This is a genomic window from Xanthomonas sp. NCPPB 3218 (assembly GCF_056725185.1).
This window is the reverse complement of the sequence record NZ_CM161516.1, coordinates 3,631,465-3,654,878: the sequence shown is the minus strand read 5'-3', so window position 1 is coordinate 3,654,878 and position 23,414 is coordinate 3,631,465. Positions and strand designations below refer to the sequence as shown.

Annotated in this window: 15 protein-coding genes; 9 read left to right on the top strand and 6 right to left on the bottom strand. The window is 67.5% G+C overall.

Annotated elements, in window-relative coordinates:
- Nucleotides 1–15: 15 nt before the first annotated feature.
- The 5 genes from AC1PLS_RS15195 (at nt 16) to AC1PLS_RS15175 (ending at nt 11,929) form a co-directional block, all read left to right on the top strand.
- The gene (locus AC1PLS_RS15195; protein WP_184433852.1) at nt 16–2,052 is read left to right on the top strand and encodes a methyl-accepting chemotaxis protein; all 2,037 of its coding nucleotides are present in this window, start codon (nt 16–18) and stop codon (nt 2,050–2,052) included.
- Nucleotides 2,053–2,165: 113 nt separating this feature from the next.
- Nucleotides 2,166–9,431, top strand: a complete 7,266-nt coding sequence (locus AC1PLS_RS15190; protein ID WP_184433855.1) for an Hpt domain-containing protein — start codon at nt 2,166–2,168, stop codon at nt 9,429–9,431.
- 7 nt (nt 9,432–9,438) lie between these two features.
- Nucleotides 9,439–10,620 (top strand): chemotaxis protein CheB, encoded by a 1,182-nt coding sequence (locus AC1PLS_RS15185; RefSeq protein WP_102585093.1) that lies wholly within the window; start codon nt 9,439–9,441, stop codon nt 10,618–10,620.
- A 35-nt stretch (nt 10,621–10,655) separates the two neighbouring features.
- On the top strand, nt 10,656–11,132 hold the full coding sequence (locus tag AC1PLS_RS15180) for a chemotaxis protein CheW (protein ID WP_024940325.1): 477 nt from the start codon (nt 10,656–10,658) through the stop codon (nt 11,130–11,132).
- Nucleotides 11,133–11,356: 224 nt separating this feature from the next.
- Nucleotides 11,357–11,929: a GNAT family N-acetyltransferase gene (locus AC1PLS_RS15175; RefSeq protein WP_102580834.1), complete on the top strand. Its 573-nt coding sequence runs from the start codon at nt 11,357–11,359 to the stop codon at nt 11,927–11,929.
- Between the two features lie 45 nt (nt 11,930–11,974).
- Here AC1PLS_RS15175 and AC1PLS_RS15170 read toward each other — a convergent pair whose 3' ends face one another.
- The 3 genes from AC1PLS_RS15170 to AC1PLS_RS15160 form a co-directional block, all read right to left on the bottom strand.
- The gene (locus AC1PLS_RS15170) at nt 11,975–12,439 is read right to left on the bottom strand and encodes a hypothetical protein (protein ID WP_184433858.1); all 465 of its coding nucleotides are present in this window, start codon (nt 12,437–12,439) and stop codon (nt 11,975–11,977) included.
- A 1,196-nt stretch (nt 12,440–13,635) separates the two neighbouring features.
- Nucleotides 13,636–14,208, bottom strand: coding sequence for a sigma-70 family RNA polymerase sigma factor (locus AC1PLS_RS15165; protein ID WP_104576486.1), 573 nt, complete (start codon nt 14,206–14,208; stop codon nt 13,636–13,638).
- Between the two features lie 29 nt (nt 14,209–14,237).
- Nucleotides 14,238–15,722, bottom strand: a complete 1,485-nt coding sequence (locus tag AC1PLS_RS15160; protein WP_260300166.1) for a vWA domain-containing protein — start codon at nt 15,720–15,722, stop codon at nt 14,238–14,240.
- A 61-nt stretch (nt 15,723–15,783) separates the two neighbouring features.
- On the opposite strand from AC1PLS_RS15160, the gene AC1PLS_RS15155 reads away from it, so the two are divergent.
- The 3 genes from AC1PLS_RS15155 to AC1PLS_RS15145 all read left to right on the top strand — a co-directional run bounded on the left by AC1PLS_RS15155 (nt 15,784) and on the right by AC1PLS_RS15145 (nt 18,425).
- Nucleotides 15,784–16,053, top strand: a complete 270-nt coding sequence (locus AC1PLS_RS15155; RefSeq protein WP_481103816.1) for a hypothetical protein — start codon at nt 15,784–15,786, stop codon at nt 16,051–16,053.
- A gap of 579 nt (nt 16,054–16,632) precedes the next feature.
- Nucleotides 16,633–17,697, top strand: coding sequence for a glycosylasparaginase (locus AC1PLS_RS15150; RefSeq protein WP_104609129.1), 1,065 nt, complete (start codon nt 16,633–16,635; stop codon nt 17,695–17,697).
- The gene (locus AC1PLS_RS15145) at nt 17,694–18,425 is read left to right on the top strand and encodes a copper homeostasis protein CutC (RefSeq protein ID WP_024940207.1); all 732 of its coding nucleotides are present in this window, start codon (nt 17,694–17,696) and stop codon (nt 18,423–18,425) included. Before AC1PLS_RS15150 ends, AC1PLS_RS15145 begins: the two co-directional genes overlap by 4 nt.
- Nucleotides 18,426–19,069: 644 nt before the next feature.
- Here the strand turns inward: AC1PLS_RS15145 and AC1PLS_RS15140 are convergent.
- Nucleotides 19,070–20,182 carry a sialidase family protein gene (locus AC1PLS_RS15140; RefSeq protein ID WP_184433866.1) on the bottom strand — a complete coding sequence of 371 codons (1,113 nt, stop codon included), beginning with the start codon at nt 20,180–20,182 and terminating at the stop codon, nt 19,070–19,072.
- A gap of 407 nt (nt 20,183–20,589) precedes the next feature.
- On the opposite strand from AC1PLS_RS15140, the gene AC1PLS_RS15135 reads away from it, so the two are divergent.
- Nucleotides 20,590–20,919 (top strand): RebB family R body protein, encoded by a 330-nt coding sequence (locus tag AC1PLS_RS15135; RefSeq protein WP_184434395.1) that lies wholly within the window; start codon nt 20,590–20,592, stop codon nt 20,917–20,919.
- 72 nt (nt 20,920–20,991) lie between these two features.
- Here AC1PLS_RS15135 and AC1PLS_RS15130 read toward each other — a convergent pair whose 3' ends face one another.
- Nucleotides 20,992–21,207, bottom strand: coding sequence for a hypothetical protein (locus AC1PLS_RS15130; protein ID WP_016904393.1), 216 nt, complete (start codon nt 21,205–21,207; stop codon nt 20,992–20,994).
- A gap of 319 nt (nt 21,208–21,526) precedes the next feature.
- Nucleotides 21,527–23,368, bottom strand: coding sequence for a glycoside hydrolase family 35 protein (locus AC1PLS_RS15125; RefSeq protein WP_184433869.1), 1,842 nt, complete (start codon nt 23,366–23,368; stop codon nt 21,527–21,529).
- Between the last annotated feature and the right edge of the window lie 46 nt (nt 23,369–23,414).

The window sequence follows — 23,414 nt, the reverse complement described above, 5'->3', positions numbered from 1 at the left end:
GATCGAGGTCGAACCATGAGTACCGCCCCGGACGCCCGCAAGACCAACAAGCTCGGCAGCGTCAGCACCAGCTTCTGGCTTGGTTTGCTGGTGTTGTCGATGATCGTGTTCGGCGCCAATACCGGCGTCGCCACCTGGCAGGGCAGTCGCCTGGCCGGTGCCGGCACCGGCGCGGCCGATCTGCAGGTGCTGTCGCAGCAGTTGGCCAACCAGGGCCGCGAAGCGGTCTCCGGCGACCCCAAGGCGTTTGCCGCGTTCAAGGAGACCAAGGCCCGCATCGACAGCACGGTCAGCGAACTGGATGGCCGCTACGGCCAGGAAGGCTCGGTCGCCAGTTCGATGGCCCAGCTCAAGGCGACCTGGGTGCCGCTGAGCAAGAACGCCGATCAGGTCATCGCCAGCGAACCGGCGGTGCTCGGTCTGTCAGGCAACGCCGAACGCTTCTCCGGCAGCGTGCCGCAGCTGCAGGCGCAGTTGAACGAAGTGGTGCGTGCGATGACGGTCAGCGGCGCGCCCGCCTCGCAGATCTACAACACGCTGCAGCAGGTCGTGGTCGCCGGCACCATGGCGCGGCGGGTGACCGAAATGCGCGCCGGTGCCGCCAATGCCGCCGCTTCCGGCGATGCGCTGGCACGCGACTCGGTGGTGTTCACGCAGATGCTCGAAGGCCTGCGCGCAGGCAACGACGAACTGGGCATCGCCGCGGTGCGCAACCCGGCCGCATTGTCGGCGCTGGAGCAGTCGCAGGCGCAGTGGGCGACGATGAAGAAGGACGTCGACGCCATCCTGGCCAGCTCGCGCAACCTGTTCGCCGCGCAGTCCTCGGCCGCGGCGCTGACCGCCGGCTCGAACAAGATGCTGGACGACAGCAAGAAGCTGTTCGATGCGTTCTCGGCGTTCGGCTCGGTGCGCGACACGCGCCTGTTTCCGAACTTCTGGCTGGGCGTGGTGTCCGGCCTGCTGGCGCTGCTGGCGATCATTGGCTTTGTCTGGAGCTCGGTGCGGGTGCGCTCGCGCGAGCAGGACGTGCGTTACCAGGCGCAGGTGGAATTCAACAGCCGCAACCAGCAGGCGATCATGCGGCTGCTGGACGAAATCAGCTCGCTCGGTGAGGGCGATCTGACCGTCAAGGCCTCGGTGACCGAGGACATGACCGGCGCGATTGCAGACGCCATCAACTACGCCGTGGACGAGCTGCGCCACCTGGTGACCACGATCAACGACACCTCGGCCAAGGTCGCCGTGTCGACCCAGGAAACCCAGGCCACCGCGATGCAGCTGGCCGACGCCGCCGGCCAGCAGGCCAACCAGATCACCACCGCCTCCGAGCGCATCAGCGAAATCGCCGCCAGCATCGAACAGGTGTCGCGCAACTCCACCGAGTCGGCCGAAGTGGCGCAGCGCTCGGTGGTGATCGCCGCCGAAGGTGCCGGCGTGGTGCGCGAGACCATCCAGGGCATGGACCAGATCCGCGACCAGATCCAGGAAACCTCCAAGCGCATCAAGCGCCTGGGCGAATCCTCGCAGGAGATCGGCTCGATCGTGGAACTGATCAACGACATTTCCGAGCAGACCAACATCCTGGCGCTCAACGCCGCGGTGCAGGCCGCCTCGGCGGGCGAGGCCGGTCGCGGTTTCGCGGTGGTGGCCGACGAAGTGCAGCGCCTGGCCGAACGCACCTCCGGCGCGACCCGGCGGATCGAAGGCCTGGTGCAGACCATTCAGGCCGATACCAACGAGGCGGTCAGCTCGATGGAGCAGACCACCTCCGAAGTGGTGTCCGGTGCACGCCTGGCCGAAGACGCCGGCACCGCGCTGACCGAAATCGAGCGCGTGTCCAACGCCTTGAACAACCTGATCAAGAACATCTCCATCGCCGCGCACCAGCAGTCGGCCGCAGCGACGGATATCACACAGACCATGGGCGTGATCCGTCAGATCACCAGCCAGACATCGCAGGGTGCGGAGCAGACGGCCGAGTCGATCGGCAACCTGGCTCAGCTCGCTGCCGATCTGCGCCGTTCGGTCGCCGACTTCAAGCTGCCGGCGTGAGCACGACGCGGAACGGGAAAGGATCAGCAGATGGCGCGTAGTAGCGTTACGTCGATGCAGGAACAGACCGGTGGCCGCCTCGGCGGTACCCCGGCCGTAGGCAGGGGGCTGCAATGAGTGCGCTTCGCGATGCGATGAGTCACGCCGCGCTGGGCTGGGTCAAGCCGGAGCTGGACGAGACGTTGCGCCAGGCGCGCAACGAGATCGAGTACTTTGCCGAAGAACCGTCCGACACCAGTCGGATGCGCTTCTGCGCCGGCTATCTGCACCAGGTGCAGGGCACCTTGCGCATGGTGGAGCTGTACGCCCCGGCGATGGTGGCCGAAGAACTCGAGCTGCTGGCCCAGGCGGTGCAGGTCGGCGAGGTGGCCGACCGCGACGAAGCCTGCGCCATGCTGATGCGCGGCACCGTGCTGCTGCCCGATTACCTGGAGCGTCTGCAGAACGGTCACCGCGACATCCCGATCGTGCTGCTGCCGCTGCTCAACGAAATCCGTGCCACGCGTGGTCAGCCAGGCCTGAGCGAAAGCGTGCTGTTCGCGTTCGATCCGCAGGCCGGCGTCGCCACCGAGGCCGAACTGGATCACGCGCGCGGCAGCCTGAGCGGGCGCAATCGCGAGTTGCTCGACACCGTCGGCAACGCGGTCAAGGAAGAATTGCTGCGCGTCAAGGACGCGCTGGACCTGCACCTGCGTACCGGCGGCGAGATCGCCGAGCTGCAGACCCAGGTCAAGGATCTTGGCAGCGTTGCCGACACCCTGGGCATGATGGGCCTGGGCGTGGCGCGCAATGTGGTCGTGCAGCAGCGCGATGCGCTGGCGCGCGTGGTCGACGGCCAGGTGCAGATGGACGAAGGCGTGCTGCTGGATATCGCCGGCGCGCTGCTGTATGTCGATGCCTCGCTGGATGACCAGGTCGCCAGCCTGGGCGCCGATGTCGGCGACGGCAATGAAGCCAGCAACAGCGCCACCTCCTCGGAAGTGCGGCGCACGGTGGACGTGCTGGCACAGGAAGCGATCGCCAATTTCGGTGCGGCGCGCGAGCATTTCGTCGCCTTCATCGAGACCAACTGGGACCACGCCCGCCTGGCCGACGTGCCGCATCTGCTCGGCGAAGTCGGCGGTGCGCTGCGCATCCTCGAGCTGCCGCAGGCGGCCGATTACCTGGAAGGCGTGCGCCGCTATGTCGATCTGGAACTGATCGGCAAGCAGCGCGTGCCCAGCGGGCGCCAGCTGGACACCCTGGCCGATGCGATGGCCAGCCTGGAGTACTACCTGGAAGCCCTGCGCGAGCGCCGTCCCGGCCGCGAAGAAATCCTGGACATCACCCGCAACAGCCTGGAAACGCTGCGCTACTGGCCGCTGCCCTCGGGCCAGCCGTCCGACCTGCCGGTCGGTGCCGACCAGCCGGGCAGCGTGGCCGAGCAGCTCGCCGCATCGCTCGCGCAGCAGGCCGCTGCCCCGGCGCTGGCGGCCAATGACGCTGCGCCGACGCCGTCGCTGGAATGGGCCAACGAAACCGTGGTCGAGGCGCCGTTCGCCGCCAGCGTGGTGCACGACACCGGCGCTGCCGCTACCGACACGGTGTTTTCGTTCGACCCGGTCGCCGCCGAGGAAACCGTCTCCGGCCAGGCGCACGTGCCGTTTACGGTTGCGCCGCTGGACCTGTCCGACGATGGCGCGCAGGCGCCCGGCGACTGGCAGCTGGAAACCACCGAGCACGCCGCACCGATCGCCACCTCGGTGTTCGACCCGGTGTTGGCCGAGCAGGACGGCACCGGGTCGGCCGATGCCGCGCAGGTCAGCTACACCGTGGATCTGAGTGCGCTGGAGCAGGACGATAGCGCCACGCCGGCGGTTGCCGAACCGACGCCGCTGCAGATCGAGCAGATCGAGTTGCCTGGCGATGCCGACCAGAGCGAGGCACCGCTGGACTTTATCGCGCAGGCCCAGACCGGCCGCGCGCAGACCAGCATCGAGGATGCGTTTTCGCCGCCGCCGCTGCCGCCCGTGGCGCCGCAAGAGCTGGACGACCCGTTCGTCGACTCCGCGCCCGAACCGCAGCCAGCCCCGGCCGACGCCGCCGCCGAGCAGAGCGCACCGCGCGTGCAGCAGGCGGTAGTCAGCGAGTTCGAACTGGACGCCGCATCGACGGTGTTTTTGGCCCAGCTCGACGCGGCCGCCGCGCAGTTCGATGTGCAGCGTCCGCAGGTACAGCACACGACCGATGCCGACACTCAGACTGCGAAGGCAGCGCCCGAGCCGGCAGCGAGCGAACCGGCCCAGGCCAGTGCCGATGCCGGCATCTTCGGCGGCTTTGGCGACAGCGATATCGACGACGACATCCGCGACGTATTCCTGGAGGAATTCGACGAAGAGCTGGTCAATCTGGGTCAGCTGCTGCCGGTCTGGCGTGCCGCGCCACACAGCCAGGACAACCTGCGCCCGATCCGCCGCGTCTTCCACACCTTGAAGGGCAGTGGTCGCCTGGTCGGCGCGCAGGTGCTCGGCGAGTTCAGCTGGAAGATCGAGAGCATGCTCAACCGCGTGCTCGACAATTCGCGGCCGGCCAGCCCGGCGGTGGTGGCGATGGTCGAACTGGCCTACGAAGTGCTGCCGCAGTTCAACGCCGCATTGCGCGACCAGGGCCGCATCAGCGCCGATCTGCCGGACATCCAGGCAGTTGCCGAGCGTGTGGCCGCGGGCGAAGAAGTCTATTACGTGGCCGCGCCGGCGACGCCGGTGGCTGCGGATGTCGCCTTCATTCCGGCAGCGGCAGGCGTGTTCGCGGCGACCGGTGGCACACCGGCCTCGGTGGACAGCGTGCTGCGCGAGATCCTGGAAGCCGAAGTCGCCACCCACCTGGAAACCGTCAACGCATGGCTGCAGGCCAACCAGGCCGAGCCGCAGCTGGCGAGCGAAGAATTGCTGCGCGCGGTGCACACCATGAGTGGCGCGTTTGCGATGACCGACGTGCCGGAAATCACGCTGGTGACCACGCCGGCCGAGAGCTACGTCAAGCGTCTGCTTGCCGCGTCGCTGCTCCCCTCGCAGGAGGGCATCGACGCCATTGCCGCAACGGCGTCGGCAATCGCCACCACCGTGACCGCCTTGCGCGCCGATGCGCCGTTGATTCCGTCGTTTGCGCCGTTGAGCGAACGCCTGCGCGCGCTGGTGGAGACGCTGCCGGAAGCGCAGTGGCCACCGCAGGCGCTCCTGGACGAGCTGGAAGATCTGGATGCGCCGGGCGAGATGGCGGTCAGCAGCGAGTCGGCGGTCGAGCTGACCGGCGCGCAGGATCTGTCGCAGTATCTGGACGCCAGCGCGCTGCCGTCGGATACGAGCGATCACAGCGCGCCCGTGCATGCCGCCGATGACGCAGCGGATGCCGATGCGCACACCGATGCCGACGCAGCGATCGCGGTGGACGAGCTGGCCGAGGCCGAGGCCGAAGACACCTCGTCGCTTGCGCTGGACGCACCGGCACCGCACGAACAGACGCAGACGGCTGACCTTGCTGCGCTGGAGCAGGAGCAGGTTGCTGATTCGGTCGAGACTGCGCAGGCCCCGGCCGGTGATGCAGTCGCCTCCGATGCGGGAGCGGAGCAGCTCGCCGAGGCCTCGCATGGCGATGCTGCCCAGCACCAGCACGAAGCCGGGGCCGAGGCTGAGTCGCCTGGCGTCGATGCGCACGACACGCCGGCCGATGAGCCGGTGGTCGACGCCGATGCCTGGGATGCGACCGGGCTGCAGCAGGCCGGCCATGTCGAGGCGGCGTCGCATGCGCAAGCAGGCGACGTGCCGGAAGCTGGCGAGCACGTGGCAGTGGACGAGTTGTCCGACGCGGAAGCCGCGTTGGGCGATGCGCAGACGCTCGCCGCACCCGAAGCCGGGGAGATTGCTGCCGAGCGTGCAGACGCCGAGCAGCAGTCGCCGGGCGAGCATGCTGCCGAGTACGAGCAGCACGACCAGCGCGAGGCTGACGCAAGCGCGCAGGATGCCGAAGCGGCATTGAGCGATGACGCGGCGTCCACGGACGAAGCGCCTGTCGAGACCATCGAGGCATTGGAAGCAGTGCATGCGCAGGCCCCGCTGGCCGACCACACGCAAGCGGCGACCAGCGAAGACTGGACGCAGGACAGCGCGGCGCTGGATGGCGAGTCGACCGGGCAGCGCGACCACGTGTCCACCCCGCACGACGAGGCTATCGGTGCGCACGCGCAGCCGCCCGTCGACGAGGCAGCGCAGCACAGCGATGCCGCGTTGCCGCAGGATGCCGACGCGCAGCTTGGCGACCAGTTGCAGGTGGAAGACACCGCGCAGTTGGGCGAGCATCCGTCTTCCGAAGAACATGCTCGGTCGGGCGAGCAGGTGCACCTGCAGGAACCTGTGCATACGGACGAGGCTGCGCAATCGGAAGCGCATGTCGATTCGGACGAGCAGGAACACCTGGACGCGCACGCGCATGCCGACGAAGTCGAGCACGTTGCGGAAGCCGAGCGCGCTGCAGAAGCAGAGCAGACTCCAGCAGCAGAGCAGGCTACAGAGACAGAACAGACTGCAGAGGTGGAACAGCCCGCAGACGCAGACCACGCTGCAGACGCACAGCAGGCTGCCGAAGCGCTACCCGAACACACCATCGAGTCGGTGCAGGCCTTCGAGATGGCGCAGGTGGCCGATCAGGTCGAAGAGACCGGCGATCCGCAGTCAGAAAGTGCGCCGGAGCTGCATTCGGACGTCGCTGCTGACGCCGAGGCGGATACCCATGCCGATGCCGAGGTCCACGCGCAGCATCCAGACGCAGACGCATACGCGACGCTCGAGGCTGCCAACGCAACGGATGCTGTCGAGCATCCCGAGCAAGTCGAACACACCGAACAAGTCGAGTATCCCGAGCATGCCGAACAGGTCGGACACACAGAGCAAGTCGAATCTACCGACTCCGTAAGCAAACACGAAGACGCCGCCGCCGTGGCCTTCAGCGCGCCGGTGGAAGACGCCGCAGCGGGCGATAGCGCCGCCAGCGACGTGGGCGCAGCCTTCGATACCGGCCCGCTCAACTTCGACCAGCTCGATGGCGAACTGGTCGACATCTTCGTCGAGGAAGGCCGCGACCTGCTCGACCATTGCGATGGTCTGATCGCCCGCATGCGCGAGGTGCCGGAAGACCGCGAGGTCCTCAACGGACTGCAGCGCGACCTGCACACGCTCAAGGGCGGCGCGCGCATGGCCGGCATCAACGCCATCGGCGACCTCGGCCATGCGATCGAATCGCTGCTCGAAGCGGTGGCGGCCAACCGGACCGACATCGACCGCGACGACGTGCGCCTGTTCGAGCGCGGCTTCGACCGCCTGCATCAGCTGTTGACCCGCACCGGCATGCACCGCGCCGTGGCGATGCCGACCGACCTGGTGGAAGCCTTCGAAACCCGCACCCGTGGCCGCAATGCCGCAGAGCCCAGCGACGCCGATGTGCGTGCGATCGCCAAGGCGTCGGTGGAACCGGCACCGCTGTCGGCGCCCATCCCGGTCGACGGCCAGGTCGAGGAAGAGCTGCTGCCGCGCACGCAGCAGGAACAGGTGCGCGTGCGTGCCGACCTGCTCGACCGCCTGGTCAATCACGCCGGCGAAGTGGCGATCTACCGCTCGCGCCTGGAACAGCAGATGGGCGCCTTCCGCGGCGCCATGGGCGAACTGGATCGCACCAACGCCCGTCTGCGCGACCAGTTGCGTCGTCTGGATCTGGAAACCGAAGCGCAGATCGTGGCGCGTTATCAGCGCGAGCAGGATCAGGGCGATCGCACCTTCGATCCGCTGGAACTGGACCGCTTCTCCACCCTGCAGCAGCTCAGCCGCGCGCTGAACGAATCGGCCGCCGACTTGGGCGGTCTGCAGGGCGTGCTGGAAGATCTCTCGCGTCAGTACGACGGCCTGCTGCAACAGCAGTCGCGCGTCAGCTCCGAGCTGCAGGACGGCCTGATGCGTGCGCGCATGGTGCCGTTCGACGGCCTGGTGCCGCGTCTGCGCCGTGTGGTCCGCCAGGCCGCCACCGATACCGGCAAGCAGGTGCATCTGCTGCTGGAAGGTACCCAGGGCGAGCTCGATCGCAACGTGCTTGATCGCATGGTCGCGCCGCTGGAACACATGCTGCGCAACTCGGTGGCGCATGGCCTGGAGGCGCCGGAGCAACGGCGCGACGCGGGCAAGCCGGAAGAGGGCAGCATCGCGATCCGTCTGCGCCGCGAAGGCTCGGAAATCGTGCTGGAAGTGGCCGACGACGGCGCCGGGCTGGACCGCGATGCGATCCGTCGCCGCGGTGAGCAGCGCGGCCTGATCGAACCCGGCCAGGAACTCAGCGAGGCCGAACTGGATGGGCTGATCTTCGCCTCCGGTTTCAGCACCTCCGAGCAGGTCAGCCAGCTGGCCGGCCGTGGCGTGGGCATGGACGTGGTCCGCAACGAAGTGCGTCAGCTCGGCGGCTCGGTGGACATCCACTCGGTACGCAGCCAGGGCGTCACCTTCACCCTGCGCCTGCCACAGACGCTGGCGGTCACCCAGGCGGTGTTCGTGCGCATCGGCGACACCACCTTCGCGGTGCCGGTGGCATCGGTCAGCGGTATCGGCCGCATCTCGCGCAGCCGCTACGAGTCGGGCGAGGGCGGCTACCACTACGCCGGCGAGGAGTACGTGCTGCACGATCTCGGCTCGCTGGTCGGCCAGGCCGCCGCGCGTGCCGATGGTCAGGCGCAGGTGCCGTTGCTGCTGGTGCGTGCGGGCGACCTGCGCGCGGCGGTGGCGATCGATCAGGTGCTGGGCAACCGCGAAATCGTGGTCAAGCCGGTGGGCCTGCAGATCGCTTCGGTGCCGGGCATCTACGGCGCCACCATCACCGGCGATGGCCGCGTGGTGGTGATCCTGGACGTGGCCCCGCTGGTGCGCCGCTATCTCAGCCAGCCGGCGCGTCCGGCGCCGGAAACCCCTGCCGAATCGCAGCGCCAGGTGCCGTTGGTGATGGTGGTGGACGATTCGCTGACCATGCGCAAGGTCACCAGCCGCGTGCTGGAACGCCACAACTTGGATGTCACCACCGCACGCGATGGTGTCGAGGCACTGGAACTGCTGCAGGAGCGCGTGCCCGACCTGATGCTGCTGGACATCGAAATGCCGCGCATGGACGGCTACGAGCTGGCGACCGCGATGCGTGCCGACCCGCGCTTCAAGGCGGTGCCGATCGTGATGATCACCTCGCGCAGCGGCGAGAAGCATCGCCAGCGCGCCTTCGAGATCGGCGTGCAGCGTTACCTGGGCAAGCCTTACCAAGAGTTGGATCTGATGCGAAACGTGTATGACCTGCTGGGGATCGCCCGTGTCCGAGAATAATGGCGCAATGGGAACTCCGGTCGCCTTGCTGGGCCGGCCCGGGCAGGCGCGCGAGCGCCTGCGTGAAGCGCTCGGCCTGGCCGGTGCCCACGTGGTGCTGGAAGACGAGCCCTCCGCGGTAGACGTGCAGATGCTGCGCGATGCCGAGCCGGTGGCGGTGCTGGTCGCGCTGGAGCCGTCGATCGAAGACGCGCTCGAAGCGCTGGAGCCGGCCTTCAACATGCCCGGCGTCACGGTGATCTTCGACGAGGCCGAGCTGACCGTGCGTCGCGAGGGCTGGGAAGCGCAGCGCTGGGTGCGCCATCTGGCCGCCAAGCTGCATGGCCATGCCGACGTACTGCCGCCAGGCACCGAGAGCGAGCCGTCGCTGCAGCCCGAACCGGGCCTGGAACTGGCGCCGCGGCAGCATTCGGACCTGCAGCTGGACCAGCATCTGCAGGCAGCCGCGCATGCGTTCGACAGCGTGCCCGGCGATGCCTTGTTCGCACGGGGCGTGGACACGTCCGAGGCCGCGGCCGACAAGCCGGGCCTGACGCTGGGCGATTCCAGTACCTGGGGCCTGGTCGACGAGGTCGCGGTGGTGGTGCGCCCGCGTGCCGAATTGAACATGGACGCGTTGTCGACCGGCGGACTGTCGCTGGTGGAGCTGGATCAGGCCGGTGACACCACCGGTGCTGTGCTGGTACTGGCCGGTATCGGCGGCCCGGATGCGATCCGTCGCCTGCTGTCCGCGCTGCCGCCGGCGTTTCCGCGCGCCGTGCTGGTGCGCATGACCCTGGATGGCGGCCAGTACGGCAACCTGGTGCGGCAGATGGGACGCGTGTCGGCATTGCCGGTCGAACTGGGCGAAGCCGGCCAGGTGATTGCGGCGGGCAAGGTCTACGTGCTGTCCGACGACATCGGCGTGCAGCAACATGCCGGCGCGCTGGCGTTTGTCGCGCAGGCCGATCCGGCCGGGCTGGTGGCCGCGTTGCCGCCGACCGACAGCGCGGTGCTGATGCTCAGCGGCGCCAATGAGGCGCTGGTCGAGGCCGCGCTGGCGCTGGCCGAGCAGGGCGGCTGGCTGGCCGGTCAATCCGCCGACGGCTGCTACGACCCGGCCGCGGCGGCACGTCTGGCGCGCCAGGGCATTCTGACCGGCGACCCTGCGCAGCTGGCGCAGGCGTTGGCGCAGCGCTGGCCGGCATAAGCCGGGCGCTTCCTCTCAAGAACGGAACAGGTGCGATGAGCTACGCCAACAATGACGAAATCCGCGGCGTCCTGATCCAGGCCGGCCAGGAGCGCGTGCTGCTGCCCAACGCCACGGTGGCCGAGGTGATGTCGCGCGTTGCGGTCGAGCCGATGGCCGAGATGCCGCGCTGGGTGGTCGGGCGCATCGATTGGTACGGCTGGAAGGTGCCGCTGCTGTCGTTCGCGCGCTTGAGCGGCATGGGCGAGGAGCCTACGGCGGTCAACAACAAGGTGATCGTGCTCAAGGCGCTGGGCGGCAATCCGGTGCTGCCGTATTTCGCCTTGCTCACCGCCTCGTTCCCGCAGCTGATCTCGGTGCCGCGCGACGGCCTGCTGGCCGATGCCTCTGAAGATGCGCTGCCCGACGGCGTGCATATGCGCGTGCTGCTGGGCGAGCAGAGTGCGCTGCTGCCGAATCTGGATGCGATTGAGGCGCAGGTTGCGCAGGCGCTTGCGGCGGTTGCCGCCTAAAGCGCCATTGCCGGGCGACGACGCTGCCCGGTTGCGGGCAGTGCCGGGATGAGGATCGGGTAGAGGCCGCGCTGCTCTGACGAGTGCCGCCGCGCTGCGTGCAGTGGGCAGATGGCTGGTATGTCTTGCTGCCGTAGGGCAACCGTTTGCGGGGGCGTGATCCGTATGTGTCAGCCTGCTCCACACAACTCGCACGCCGCGCGCAAGGCGCGCCCGCGGCTGTCATGAGTCTTCCCGTCTTCGCGCCGGTCGAGCACGCCGACGGTGTGCTGCTGTGCGATCTGGCCATCGTCGATCCGGCCGCGATGGCCGATTACCACAGCCGTAATCGCGCGCATCTGGCCGCGGCGATGCCGCTGCGGCCACCAGCGTTCTACACCACCGAGGGCTGGCGCCGGCTGAGCATCGCCTACCGCACCGCGGTGCCGGGCGAGCGCGAGTTGCAACTGGTGTTGCTGCGCGATGCGCAGGTGATCGGCACGGTCGGCTTCACCCAGATCCAGCGCGGTGCCTTCCAGGGCTGTCATCTCGGGTATGGCCTGGATGCGCAGCAGCAGGGGCGCGGCCTGATTCAGTGGGCGGCCACGCAGGGCATCGGGTTTGCGTTCGGCCCGCTTGGCCTGCATCGGGTGATGGCGCAATACGTCCCCGACAACCTGCGCAGTGCGCGTGTGCTGCAGCGGCTGGGCTTCCAGATCGAAGGCTATGCGCGCCGTTACCTGCAATTGAACGGCGTCTGGCGCGACCATGTGTTGACCAGCAGGTTGCGCGGCGACGATCCGGCGGCGGGTGCGTGAGCCCGGTTGCGCAGGCGGGTACAGCGATGCCCGATGTGCGGTGACCTAGGGGGTGGCGGTCAGCGGCTCGACACGCAGCTGGTCGGCTTCGAGCCCTGCATCCTGCAAGACCTCCACCTGTGTCGACCAGCCGCGTTGCTGGAGGCACGCGCGCAGTCGGTTGGCCCAGTCCTGCACCTCGGGTGCATCGGGTGTGGCGGCCAGGATGCGGATCCGAGCCGGCGCGTGATCGTCGGCGGCGGCGTGGCGCGCAAGCCAGTCGGCCGGTGGCATGGCGCGCTTAATCGGCGCGAGGCGGCGCGCCGGGGCGGATTTTGCTCGAGACATCCTGATCTCGGTTGCCGTGGTGCCGACGGCTGGTTGGCTGGTTGGCGGTGTTGCGCGGGCGGCGTCCGTCTGCGCCAACGGCGCATGGAGCACACGCAGCGGTGCAGGCTGGCCTGCGCTAGGCGCGCGTGACTGCAGCGTGCCGTCTGTTGCGCTGATGACGATCTGCGCCTGCTCGGTCAACGGCGGTGGGGCCGGCAGTGATGCCGGTGCGGGCGAGGGCGGGATGGGTGCAAGTGCTGCAGGCGCGCTGCGCCGGGCACTGGCTGCGAGCGAGCCAGTCACCGACGCATCCTCAGGGAGTGCGACGATCGGGGCTGGAGCTGGTGCAGGCGCCGCGGGTGGCTGGGCGTCGGCTGATTGCAGGTCAGTGCCTGGCGTGGGGTCGGCGGCGAGTGCGGAGTCGAATGACGGCGCAGGCGCTACAGGCGCCGGTGCACTGGCTGGTTCCGGGGCGAAGGCGGGCGATGGCAGGGCTGATGGCGCGCGCGGCGGGGAGGGCGCTGCCGCGCTCGGGCGCGCTGCGGTTTCGGGGACTTCGGCATCCGCAGGTGCCGGCACTGCGGGCAAAACCAACGCATGGCCTGCGCCGGGATCGACCTGCTCAGGCGCGCGCCTGGCTGGGTGAACTGTCGACGGTTCGACGACTGCCGTCTCGACTGCAGCCGCTGCCGGCGCCTCCTCGTTGGGCTGACTGGCCTGCCACTGCAATCCGATGCCGACCACCAGGGTGATCGATGCAGCGAAGGCCAGCGTCGGCATCCAGCGCGGGCGACGGCTGCTGCGTCGGCGGGCGGCTGGGTTGCCGGCAGGGGCGGGGTTTGAGCTTGCTGTGGCTGCTGATGCCTGCGCCTGCGCCGCATGGGAGGTAGATGTGGATGTGGACGCAAAGTCGGGCGCAGGAAGCGCGCGCGATGCGACTCCAGATGCAGCTCCGGCTTCCTGCGCAGATGCCTGTACCGCGGTAGCCAGCGACGCAGCTGCTGCTGCGGCCACGTCTGCGGTCGGACGCAGCTCTGCCGTATCGGCGTGTAGCTGCTGCGCGGCGATCCACGCACGCGCTGACTCGCCCAGGTTCGTCGTCCCGGCCTGATCGATAGGTTGGCCCTGTGCCAGACGCGCCTGCACGGCAGCACGCCGTACGGCCTGCACCTGCTCCGCCTGCGCGGCGGCCGCCGCAAACATCGCCGCCATCGTGGCGGGTGCTTCGAACTGCAAGGTGTCCTGCGGTGGATGCACTGCAGCGCGTTCGGCATCGGCGTTGCGTGCGGCCTGTGCGAACCACGCCTGCATCGACGCTGGCGGCGTATGCGCCGGCAGTGCACGCAGCAGTGCGGCAAGCCCGTCGCTGCCGGCGACAAACCGTTCGAAGGACTGGCTCATCGGGTCGCGTCCAGGCTCAGGCGCAACTTTGCGAATGCATAGCGCAGCCGGCTCTTGACGGTCTCGAAACCTTCGCCGATCACCTGGGCGATTTCGTCGACGCCGAGCTCGGCAAAGAAGCGCAGCACCACCACTTCGCGTTGTGCGTCGGGCAATGCCATCACCGCGGCGCGCACGCGATGGTGTTGCTGGCCGAGCATGGCCAGCTGCTCGGTCGACAGATCGTCATCGGGCAGCTGCAGATGCGCGTCGTCCAGCGCCACCGAGGTGCTGTGAGAGGCGCTGCGACGGGTGTCGATCCAGCCGTTGCGCGCGATCTGGAACAGAAAACTGGTGAAGGCGGCCTGCCCGGGGCGGTAGTCGCTGCAGCGGGTCATCAGCTTGACCCAGGTCTTCTGCGCGAGGTCTTCGGCTTCGCTCAGGTTGCCTTCGCACAACCAGGCCAGGAAGTTGAACAGGGCGCGGTTGTGACGCGTGAACAACTCGGTGGCCGGCTGTTCGACAAAACCATTGGCGACGAGGAGCATGAGCTCCTCGTCGGGAAGATGCGCGAGGTCGGCAGGTTGCATGCGCGCAGTATAGGCAGGTGCCGCGCGCATCAGTCGGTGGTTGCGATTGGCCGGCTACTCAGTGCGTCGGCCTGCTGCACCAGCTGCAGGAAATCGGCGCGGTAGCCGAAGCGGTCGCTGCCCAGGCTGGCCGCGGCCAGGGCGCGCACCTGCGGATAATCCCAGCCGTGCAGCTGAGTGCCGCCACGCAGGCGCTGGCCGAACCCGGCCACTGCGGCGGAAAAGCGGAAGGCATCGCTGGTGGCGTTCAAGGCCCGGCGCTGATTGCTGCGGACCACCGTGTCGAGCAATCGGCTGCGTTGTGCATCGGGCAGTTTGTAGCGCAGTTTGACGTGTGCCAGTTCGCTGTCGATTGCACGCACTTTTCGAGGTGTGGGGGTGTTGGCATAGCGCAACGGGTCCACCGATGCGTGGCCGTCGGTCGGGGTGATTTCATACAGCGCGGTGACGGTGTGGCCGGCGCCGATCTCGCCTGCATCGACCTGGTCGTTGTTGAAGTCCTCGCGTTGCAGTGCGCGGTTTTCATAGCCGATCAGGCGGTATTCCTTGACCGTGTCCGGATTGAATTCGACCTGGATCTTGACGTCGCGCGCGATCGTGGCCAGCGTGGCGCCGAGCTCATGGGTCAGTACCTTGCGTGCTTCCAGCGACGAGTCGATGTAGGCGTAGGCACCGTCGCCGGTGTCGGCCAGCTGTTCCATCAGCGTGTCGTTGTAGTTGCCGGTGCCGAAGCCGAGCGTGGACAGCGCCACGCCGGAGCGCCGCTTCTCGGCGACCATGCCCTTGAGCTGATCGAAGTCTGTGACGCCGACATTGAAGTCGCCATCGGTGGCGAGCAGGATGCGGTTGATGCCGCCGCGCAGATAGGCTTGCTGGGCAGCCCTGTAGGCCAGTTCGATGCCGCTGGCGCCGGCGGTGGACCCGCCCGACTGCAGGCTGTCGATGGCCTCGATGATGCGGCCCTGCTGGTCGCCGGGCGTGGGCGGCAGCACGACTGCGGTGTTGCCGGCATAGGTCACCAGGGTGATGCGATCTTTCGCCCGCAACTGACGCACCAGCAGCTTGAGCGAGGATTGCAGCAGCGGCAGTTTGTCGGGCGAGTCCATCGAGCCGGAGACATCGACCAGAAACACCAGGTTGGCCGGCGGCAGATCGGCGCTGGCGATGTCGCGGCCGGCAATGCCGACGCGCAACAGCAGGCTGTCGTTGTTCCAGGGCGTGGGCGCCAGTTCGGTGCGCACGGCGAACGGTTGGCCGTTGGTGGGTGCGGGGTCGTCGTAGCGGAAGTAGTTGATCAGCTCTTCCACACGCACGGCGTCCACCGGCGGCAGCGTGCCTGCGCTCAGGAAGCGCCGCACATTGCTGTAGCTGCCGGTGTCCACGTCGATGCTGAAGGTGGACACCGGATTCGCCGCAGTCTGCACGATCGGGTTGTCGCGCAGCGTTTGATAGGTTTCGCGGTCTTCGGCCGGTGCCGGCAGGAGCGGCGGCATCGGCATGCGGTTGTCGAGCATTGGGCGTTGTGCGACCCACTTGGCGCTTGGCGCCCGCTGTGCAACGGAGGCCTCAAGTGCGATGGGCGCTGCTGGCATCGGCATCGGCATCGGCATCGGCATTGCGGATGGCGATGGTGCCGGTGCTGGACTCGGCACAGACGGCGGCTGCATGGGGTGGGCGGGGGCAGGCGCTGCGAGACTGCCCTCGATCTGCGCGGGTGTCGAAGCGGTGGATGGCGATGGCTGCGCGGTGGCAGGCAGCACGGTGGCGCGTGAGCTATCGCTGTTCGGCTGGGTCGGCTCGTGCGAGCAGGCGCTCAGCAGCAAGGCGAGCGCAAGAAGGCTGTGACGGGGCATGGGAATCCTTTGCGTGGCGAAGAGGGATGGGTGAACAACGGACCGCCCGAGGTCGCCGTGCACTGCGCCTCTGTTGAGTAAACGGGCCAGTGCGGCAAACGGGGTTAACTGGGGTGAAGATTTTTTCGATCGCTGCTGAGTGCTGTGTGCAGTGCCCGCTGCGGGGAGGGCTGGGCGATGGGCATCACTTGTCTGCGTACCCTCACCCCAACCCCTCTCCCATTAGAGAGGGGCTTGATGCTTCCCTTCTCCCATTGGAAGGAGGTGGCGCCTAGCGCCGGATGAGAGCACGGCGGTGCAAGGCGGTGCCGTTCGCCCCGTACCCTCACCCCGACCTCCGCTCTGCGTCCCGGCCCTCGCCAGCAGCGCGGGCGCTCCAAGGCCCGCGCGCAAGCCGTGCCTTCTCGCCGCTGTGGGAGAGGGGCTTTACAGTCATTGCTGCGCGTTATGCGCGAATCCGCACTGCTGGGCGCCGCAAGGCGGTTTATCCGCGCGCGGTGCTGCCGCATGATGGAAGGCTATGGCCGCGCACTGCGGTTGCCTGTCTTCTTCCTGCATGGAGTTCGCCCGGATGATCCAACGTCGTCACTTCCTCAAGAGCGCCACGCTTGGTGCGATCGCTTCCGGCCTGGCCGGGTGGGGCGCACGTGCGCAGGCCGCCGCCGGTGCCGGCACGGCCGGACGCGTTACCGCGCTGCCGCGCGGCGCGGCGCGGGTGATTTCCACCTGGGATTTCGGCATTGCCGCCAATCAGGCGGCCTGGAAAATCCTTGGCAGCGGCGGTATCGCACTGGATGCAGTGGAAGCCGGCGTGCGCGTGCCCGAAGCGGACCCGAACAATCCCACCGTGGGGCTGGGCGGCTATCCGGACCGCGACGGCCGGGTGACGCTGGACGCCTGCATCATGGATCACCTGGGCAATTGCGGCTCGGTTGCTTCACTGGAAGATGTGGTGCATGCGATTTCGGTGGCGCGCGCGGTGATGGAAAAAACCCCGCATGTGATGCTGGTCGGCGATGGCGCGCGGCAGTTCGCGCTGGAGCAGGGATTCCCGCAGACCAAGCTGCTCACGCCCAGCTCGGAAGCGGCGTGGAAAGAGTGGTTGAAGACCTCGAAATATTCGCCGGAAGCCAATATCGAAAACCGCGCCTGGCGCGATGCGAAACTGCCGGGTGGCAAGGACAATCACGACACCATCGGCATGCTGGCGCTGGATGCGCACGGCAACCTGTCCGGCGCGTGCACCACCAGCGGCATGGCGTGGAAGATGCACGGCCGGGTCGGCGATAGCCCGATCATCGGCGCGGGGCTGTATGTGGACAACGAGGTGGGCGGTGCGACCTCGACCGGCGTCGGCGAAGAGGTGATCCGCAATGTCGGCAGTTTTGCGGTGGTGGAAATGATGCGCCAGGGCAAGTCGCCGGCCGATGCCTGCCGCGAGGTGGTGATGCGGCTGATCCGGCGCAAGCCCGAACTCACCCGCACCTTGCAGGTAGGATTTCTGGCGATGAACAAGCGCGGCGAGGTGGGTGCGTTTGCGATCCAGAAGGGTTTCAGTTACGCGGTCTGCGATGCGCAGCGGCAGGATCTGCTGGTGCCCGGCGAAAGCCACTACACCACCGAGCCTGCAGCATGAGTGCGTTGGGGCTGGAAGTGGCCGCCGATTCGGTGGGGTCGGCATTGGCGGCACAGGAAGGCGGTGCGATGCGGGTCGAGCTCTGCGGGGGCCTGGATGGCGGCGGGCTGACGCCATCGTTCGGCACGCTGGCAGTAGTGCGTGAGCGATTGCAGATTCCGCTATACGTATTGATCCGTCCGCGCGTAGGCGACTTCGTTTTCGACGCGGCGGAGGTCGAGGTGATGCGGCGCGATGTGGAGCAATGCGTGCGGCTGGGCTGCGATGGCGTGGTGCTGGGTGCGCTGGATCCGCACGGGCAGGTCGACATGGGCACGATGCGGGTGTTGATCGCCGCAGCCGGTTCGCTGGGCGTGACCTTTCATCGTGCGATCGACGTCAGTGCCGATCCGTCGCGCGCGCTGGAAGATGCAATCACGCTGGGCTGCGAGCGCGTGCTGACCTCCGGTGCGCGTGCGAGCGCGCTTGAAGGTGTCGACACCATTGCCGCATTGGTGCGGCAGGCGGGCGACCGCATCAGCATCATGCCGGGCGCGGGCGTGTCCGAAAGCAATGTGCGTGCGCTGCGTGCCAACACCGGCGCACGCGAGTTCCATGCCTCCTCACGTGGGCCGGTTGCGGCGCAGGTGCATGCGCCGCATGCGTACATCTCCGATCTGGGCGGCGACTACCAGCGTACCGATGTGGCGCGTGTGCGGCGGATCGTGGGGTTGTTGCAGGAGCTGTGAGGCGCGTGTGCCGATTGTGGAGCGCGTGAGCTGGACCTTTTTGCACGCTGTGGCTGGGCAATTTAGGTGAAGCGAAGACGTGGCATGTGAGCTGTAACTTGGCTGCCGGGCCCTTGCCCGCCCACCCTCGCGGGACACGTCGCAAGTACGTCCATGTAGGCTCTTACGCGGCATCCATGCCGCGTAAGGTCCCGCGACGGTCGGCGGACAAGGACCTGTCGAGATGGTCGGTATGCATGGACAAGAGCAGGAGCGGCGGTCTGCGAGTCGCTTGTGCAGTTCTATCAGCGCACGACCACCAGGCTTTGCTGCGTTGAAACGGCGGCAATGCTCAGGAGCATGTTGTGTTGAGCTCAGACGGGCGCTGTGGAAGAAGTGAGGGCAAAGCGTCTGATCTGGTGCTTCGTTGCAGGGCCCTTGCCCGCCCACCATCGCGGGACACGCCGCAAGTACGTCCATGTAGGCTCTTACGCGGCATCCATGCCGCGTAAGGTCCCGCGACGGTGGGCGGGCAAGGACCTGTCGAGATGGTCGGTGTGCGTGTTTGCAAGCAGAGCATGATGGATGCCGCCAAGGAGCATCCACGGACAGGTTTATGCCGTGTCCCGCAAGCGGCGAGGGCACCGCGCCCTCGACCGTTCGATCTATTGCACACTTCCGGGCAATGACTGCGGCGATCTCATGTCATCTGCTTCGCTGCCAAGTCGTGTCGGATCCAGGACGACATGCTTGATGCGTTGGCGCTTCCAGGTGTAGCTGATATGGACCAGGCCATCGCGGGTCTGGATCACCGCCGGATAGGAGAACTCGTCTTTTGCGCTGTTTTCCAGCGTGAGGGCGCGTTGCCAATGCACGCCGTCGGTCGATAGCGCCACCGCAAGCGTGCCGCGACCATCCCACCAGTCCTTGCCGGCGATACCGGGGTTGTAGACCAGCAGGGCGCGGCCGTCGCGCAGCATCACCGCGTCGGTGCCGGAGTTGGGGTTCTCCACATCCAGCAACTGCATCGGTTGCCAATGCAGGCCGCCATCCTGCGAGAAGGTACTGAACAACTTGTTCTGCTGGCTGCGCCCGAGCACCTGCACGCGCCCGTCTGCGTGCAGCAATACGCTGGGCTGGATCGCACCGATCACACTCGGGTCGTTGAGCGGCATACCGCGCTGCCAGTGCGCGCCGTCGTCGTCGCTCCATTCCAGATGCGCGCGCCAGCCGCGGTCTTCGCTGCTGCTGGGCGCAAGGATGCGTCCATTCGGCAATTGCACCGGCTTGTTCTTGATCGGGCCGAGAATGCCGTCGGGCAGGCGCTGCGACGGCGACCAGTGCGCACCGTCGTCATCGGAAGTGGTGCGCAGTCCCCACCAATCGCGCGGATTTGGGCCGAGCTTGTAATACAGCTGCACCGGGCCGGTGCCGGACTGGAACAGCACCGGATTCCAGGCCGGCAGCGCGGCGCCATTGGTGCCTGCGTGCGCGCCATCGGCGATGCGTCGTGGCGACTGCCAGTGCTGCGCGCCGCGTTGTGCGAGCCAGATACCGACATCGGCCGCTCCCTCGTGCGCGCCGCCGAACCAGGCCGCCAGCAGCGTGCCGTCGCGGGTTTCCAGCAGCGTGGAGGCGTGCGCCTGCGGTGTCGGTGCCGGGTCGGCGATGAACTCGCTGAGCACGATGGGTGAGGGCGTCGGCATGGGCGATTCGGCTTGAACTGCGCAGGCGGCAAGGCTCGCAACAAGGCAGGTCAGCAGGCGTGACGGGAGCATCGTGGTGAAGTCCTGTGCGGATTTTAAAGATACCTATTTATTATCTATTAAATACCATGTTCCCCGGTCATCCCAGGCGGCCGTGGTCACCGACCACTGCGAGGCGCCGCGATGTCATGACACCCGCTCTCCCCATTGCGCTGGCTGGCCGCACTCGGCCTGACCGCGTTGACCCTGCACACCGCCATGACGCAGGACTTTGCTGCGCCTGCGACGTCCATCGCGAAGCGGCGTTGCGAGGATTCAGTCGTGCGCGAGCAGGCCGTTATCGAGATGACACGGTGTGCGGTGTGCCTGGTGTTTGGTCGGCGCACTGCGACGCGGTAAACAGCTGCGACCGGCTGTCAGGGCCGATTGGCGTGCAACAACGCGCAGCGCCGTGTATCCGTCCACTCAGGAGCACACGTATGGCTTTTCCAACATCAGTCAACGACCAGATCACCGATGCTGTCACGCAGTCCAACGTCAAGGTCATTGGCGAGGCGCCTGCAATGGCGACGAGCACGGTCTACCAGAGCATGGCGCATTCGACCGACATCCTGTTTCAGAACGCGGTATCGGTGCAACAGCAGCAAAACACGCTGTCGCAGGCCGCCACCAACCAGGGCGTGATGCAGATCTACAGCCTTGATACGACCGCCTCGGCGGCGGATGTCGAGAAGATCGCGCAGGCGGGCATCGCCGACAATCTGACCAGTCTGCTCACCGTGCTCAATGCGTTCAACACCAGCAAATAATGGCGGCTGGCGACAGCGGCAGTGCTGTCGCCAATGTTGCTATTGCCATTGCTGACGCGAGCGTCGTCGCACTCAGGCCGCGTCGTCGTCGCGCGCCTGCGGCGGCAACAGGATCTGCGGCTGCTTGGCCGAGTGGGTCTGGCACAGGAAGGTCATCAGGTGCGCCGCTTCGGTGCTGCCGATCGGCTGGCTGGGCGCGGGCTTGCTGTGAACGTGTTCGGCGAAGGCGTGCTGGGTCTGCTCCGGAACCGCGGAGACAGGGTCTTGCGTAACGGTGGACGACGACATGAAACGCTCCTGGAACTCACGATCTGACCGTCGCCCGATAGGACGACGGGAATGCGCCACTGCCTTCCACAACGGCGTGAGCCGGTGATCTTGCCTGGAATGCGGTCGGTCCGATACCGCAATTGGTAGCAGACGCTGCGCGGGCAGCGGACCTCCAGATAGCGGCGGGCGCGCGGCGGTCTGAAGGGGCGTCGCTCCGGGGGCGCCCGGCGGGTTGCCTGGCGGTTGGGTTGGGCGTCGACGGGGGATGGGCGTGCGGCTTGCGATCGCCGTCCCGGACCGGTGCGCGATCGCCAGCGGCCCAGCATCCGCGTGCCCGTTACTCCTTCGGCGTGATCCACACCTGCTGCTGCAGGCCGCGCACGCCGGGCTTGGCGATGCTGTCCAGGTCGAACACCACCACGGCGTTGTCGCCCTTGCGCTGGAACGGCGCCGGGAAATACAACGCCCGCTGCGGGCCGATGGCCCAGTGGCGGCCCAGGTTGACGCCGTTGGCCCAGGCCACGCCCTTGCCGAAAGCGCGCATGTCCAGATAGGTGTCGGTCGGTGTGCCGATGCGCAGCGTGCCGCGATGGAAGGCCGGGCCTGCGACGGGGGTGCGGGTCCAGCCGCGGATGCTGTCGGGCGAGCGCATCGGCAGCGGGAAGGCCTGCCAGCCGGTGAGCTGCCGGTTGTCCAGCAGCACCGGGTCGACCAGCCCGGCGCGGCCGTCGGCCATGCGCGGGCCGTAGTTGATGCGGCCGCTGTTTTCGACCAGCACATCCAGCGTGTGCTGGCCGGCCGGAAGATCCACATCGGTGGAGACCTGCTGCAGCCGGCGCTCGACACTGCCGACCGGCTTCTGGTCGACATACACCCGCGCCACATCGCGCACCTCGCCCAGGTACAGCGGCCCCTTGCGCGGGCCGGTGACGGTGGTCCGGTAGAGGATGTAGCCGTAGTCCTGGCCGAAGTGCTCCATCGGCTGCGGGGTGTCGATGGCGATCGGGGCGGGCAGGTTGTCCCACAGCGAGGCGGATTCGCGCAGCGGTGTCTCCGGCAGCGCCGTGATCGCGATCGGCTTGGGCAGCGCGGGCGGCTGTACGCCGGTGACGCGGGCGATGGCGTCGCGCATCAGCGCGAACTTGGGGGTGGGGCGGCCGGCTTCGTCCAGGATGGCGTCGTAGTCGTAGCTGGTGGTCTGCGGGGCGTAATGGTCGCTGGGATTGCCCTGGAAATTGGCACCATTCATGAAGCCGAAACTGGTGCCGCCGATGAACATGTAGAGGTTGGCCGAATGCCCCTGGCGCAGGATCCACTCCAGCTCTTCGGTCTGTTGTTTGGCATCGGTGCTGGCGTGCGGCTTGCCCCAGTGGTCGAACCAGCCGGCCCAGTATTCGCCGACCATGCGCGGTTGGTCAGGGCGGAACTTGATCAGTTTGTCGAACGCGCTTTTGGCCTCGCCGGGGGCGAAGTTCACCACCGCCAGGGTGTCCGGCAAGGTGCCGTTGGCGAGCATGTCGGCGCCGTCGGAGGTGAACAGCAAGGCGTCGTCGAAGCCGGCCTTGACGTACATGGCGCGGTTGTCGGCCATGTAGGCATGGTCGTCGTCGTAGGAGCCGTATTCGTTCTCGACCTGCACGGCGATGATCGGCCCGCCGTTGTGATTGAGCAGCGGACGCACCTGTTGGGACACGGCATCCAGATAGGCCTGGCTGGCGGCGAGGAAGCGCGGGTCGCGGCTGCGCACACGGATGTTGTCCTTGCCGAACAACCAGGCGGGGTAGCCGCCGGCTTCCCACTCGGCGCAGGTGTAGGGGCCGGGCCGCAGAATCACGTTGAGGCCTTGCGCGGCGGCCTCGCGTACGAACGCGGCCACGTCGTTGTTGCCGGTGAAGTCGAACCGGCCTTGCTGCGGCTCGACCAGATTCCAGAACACGTAGGTCTCCACCGTGTTCAAGCCCAGTGCGCGCGCCTTCTGCAGGCGGTCTTTCCAGTAGTCACGCGGGATGCGCTGGAAATGGATGGCGCCGGAGAGCAGTTGATACGGCTTGCCGTCGCGCACGAACTGCGTGCCCTGGGTGCCGAAGCTGGGCCAGCTGTGGGTGTCGGCGGCATTGGCGGCGACGGGAAGCGCCAGCGCGAGGGCCAGGACGAGGGGGCTGAGGGTGCTGCGCAACATGGGCGATTCTCGGCGGTAACGAGTGACGAGTGACGGGCAAGAACAG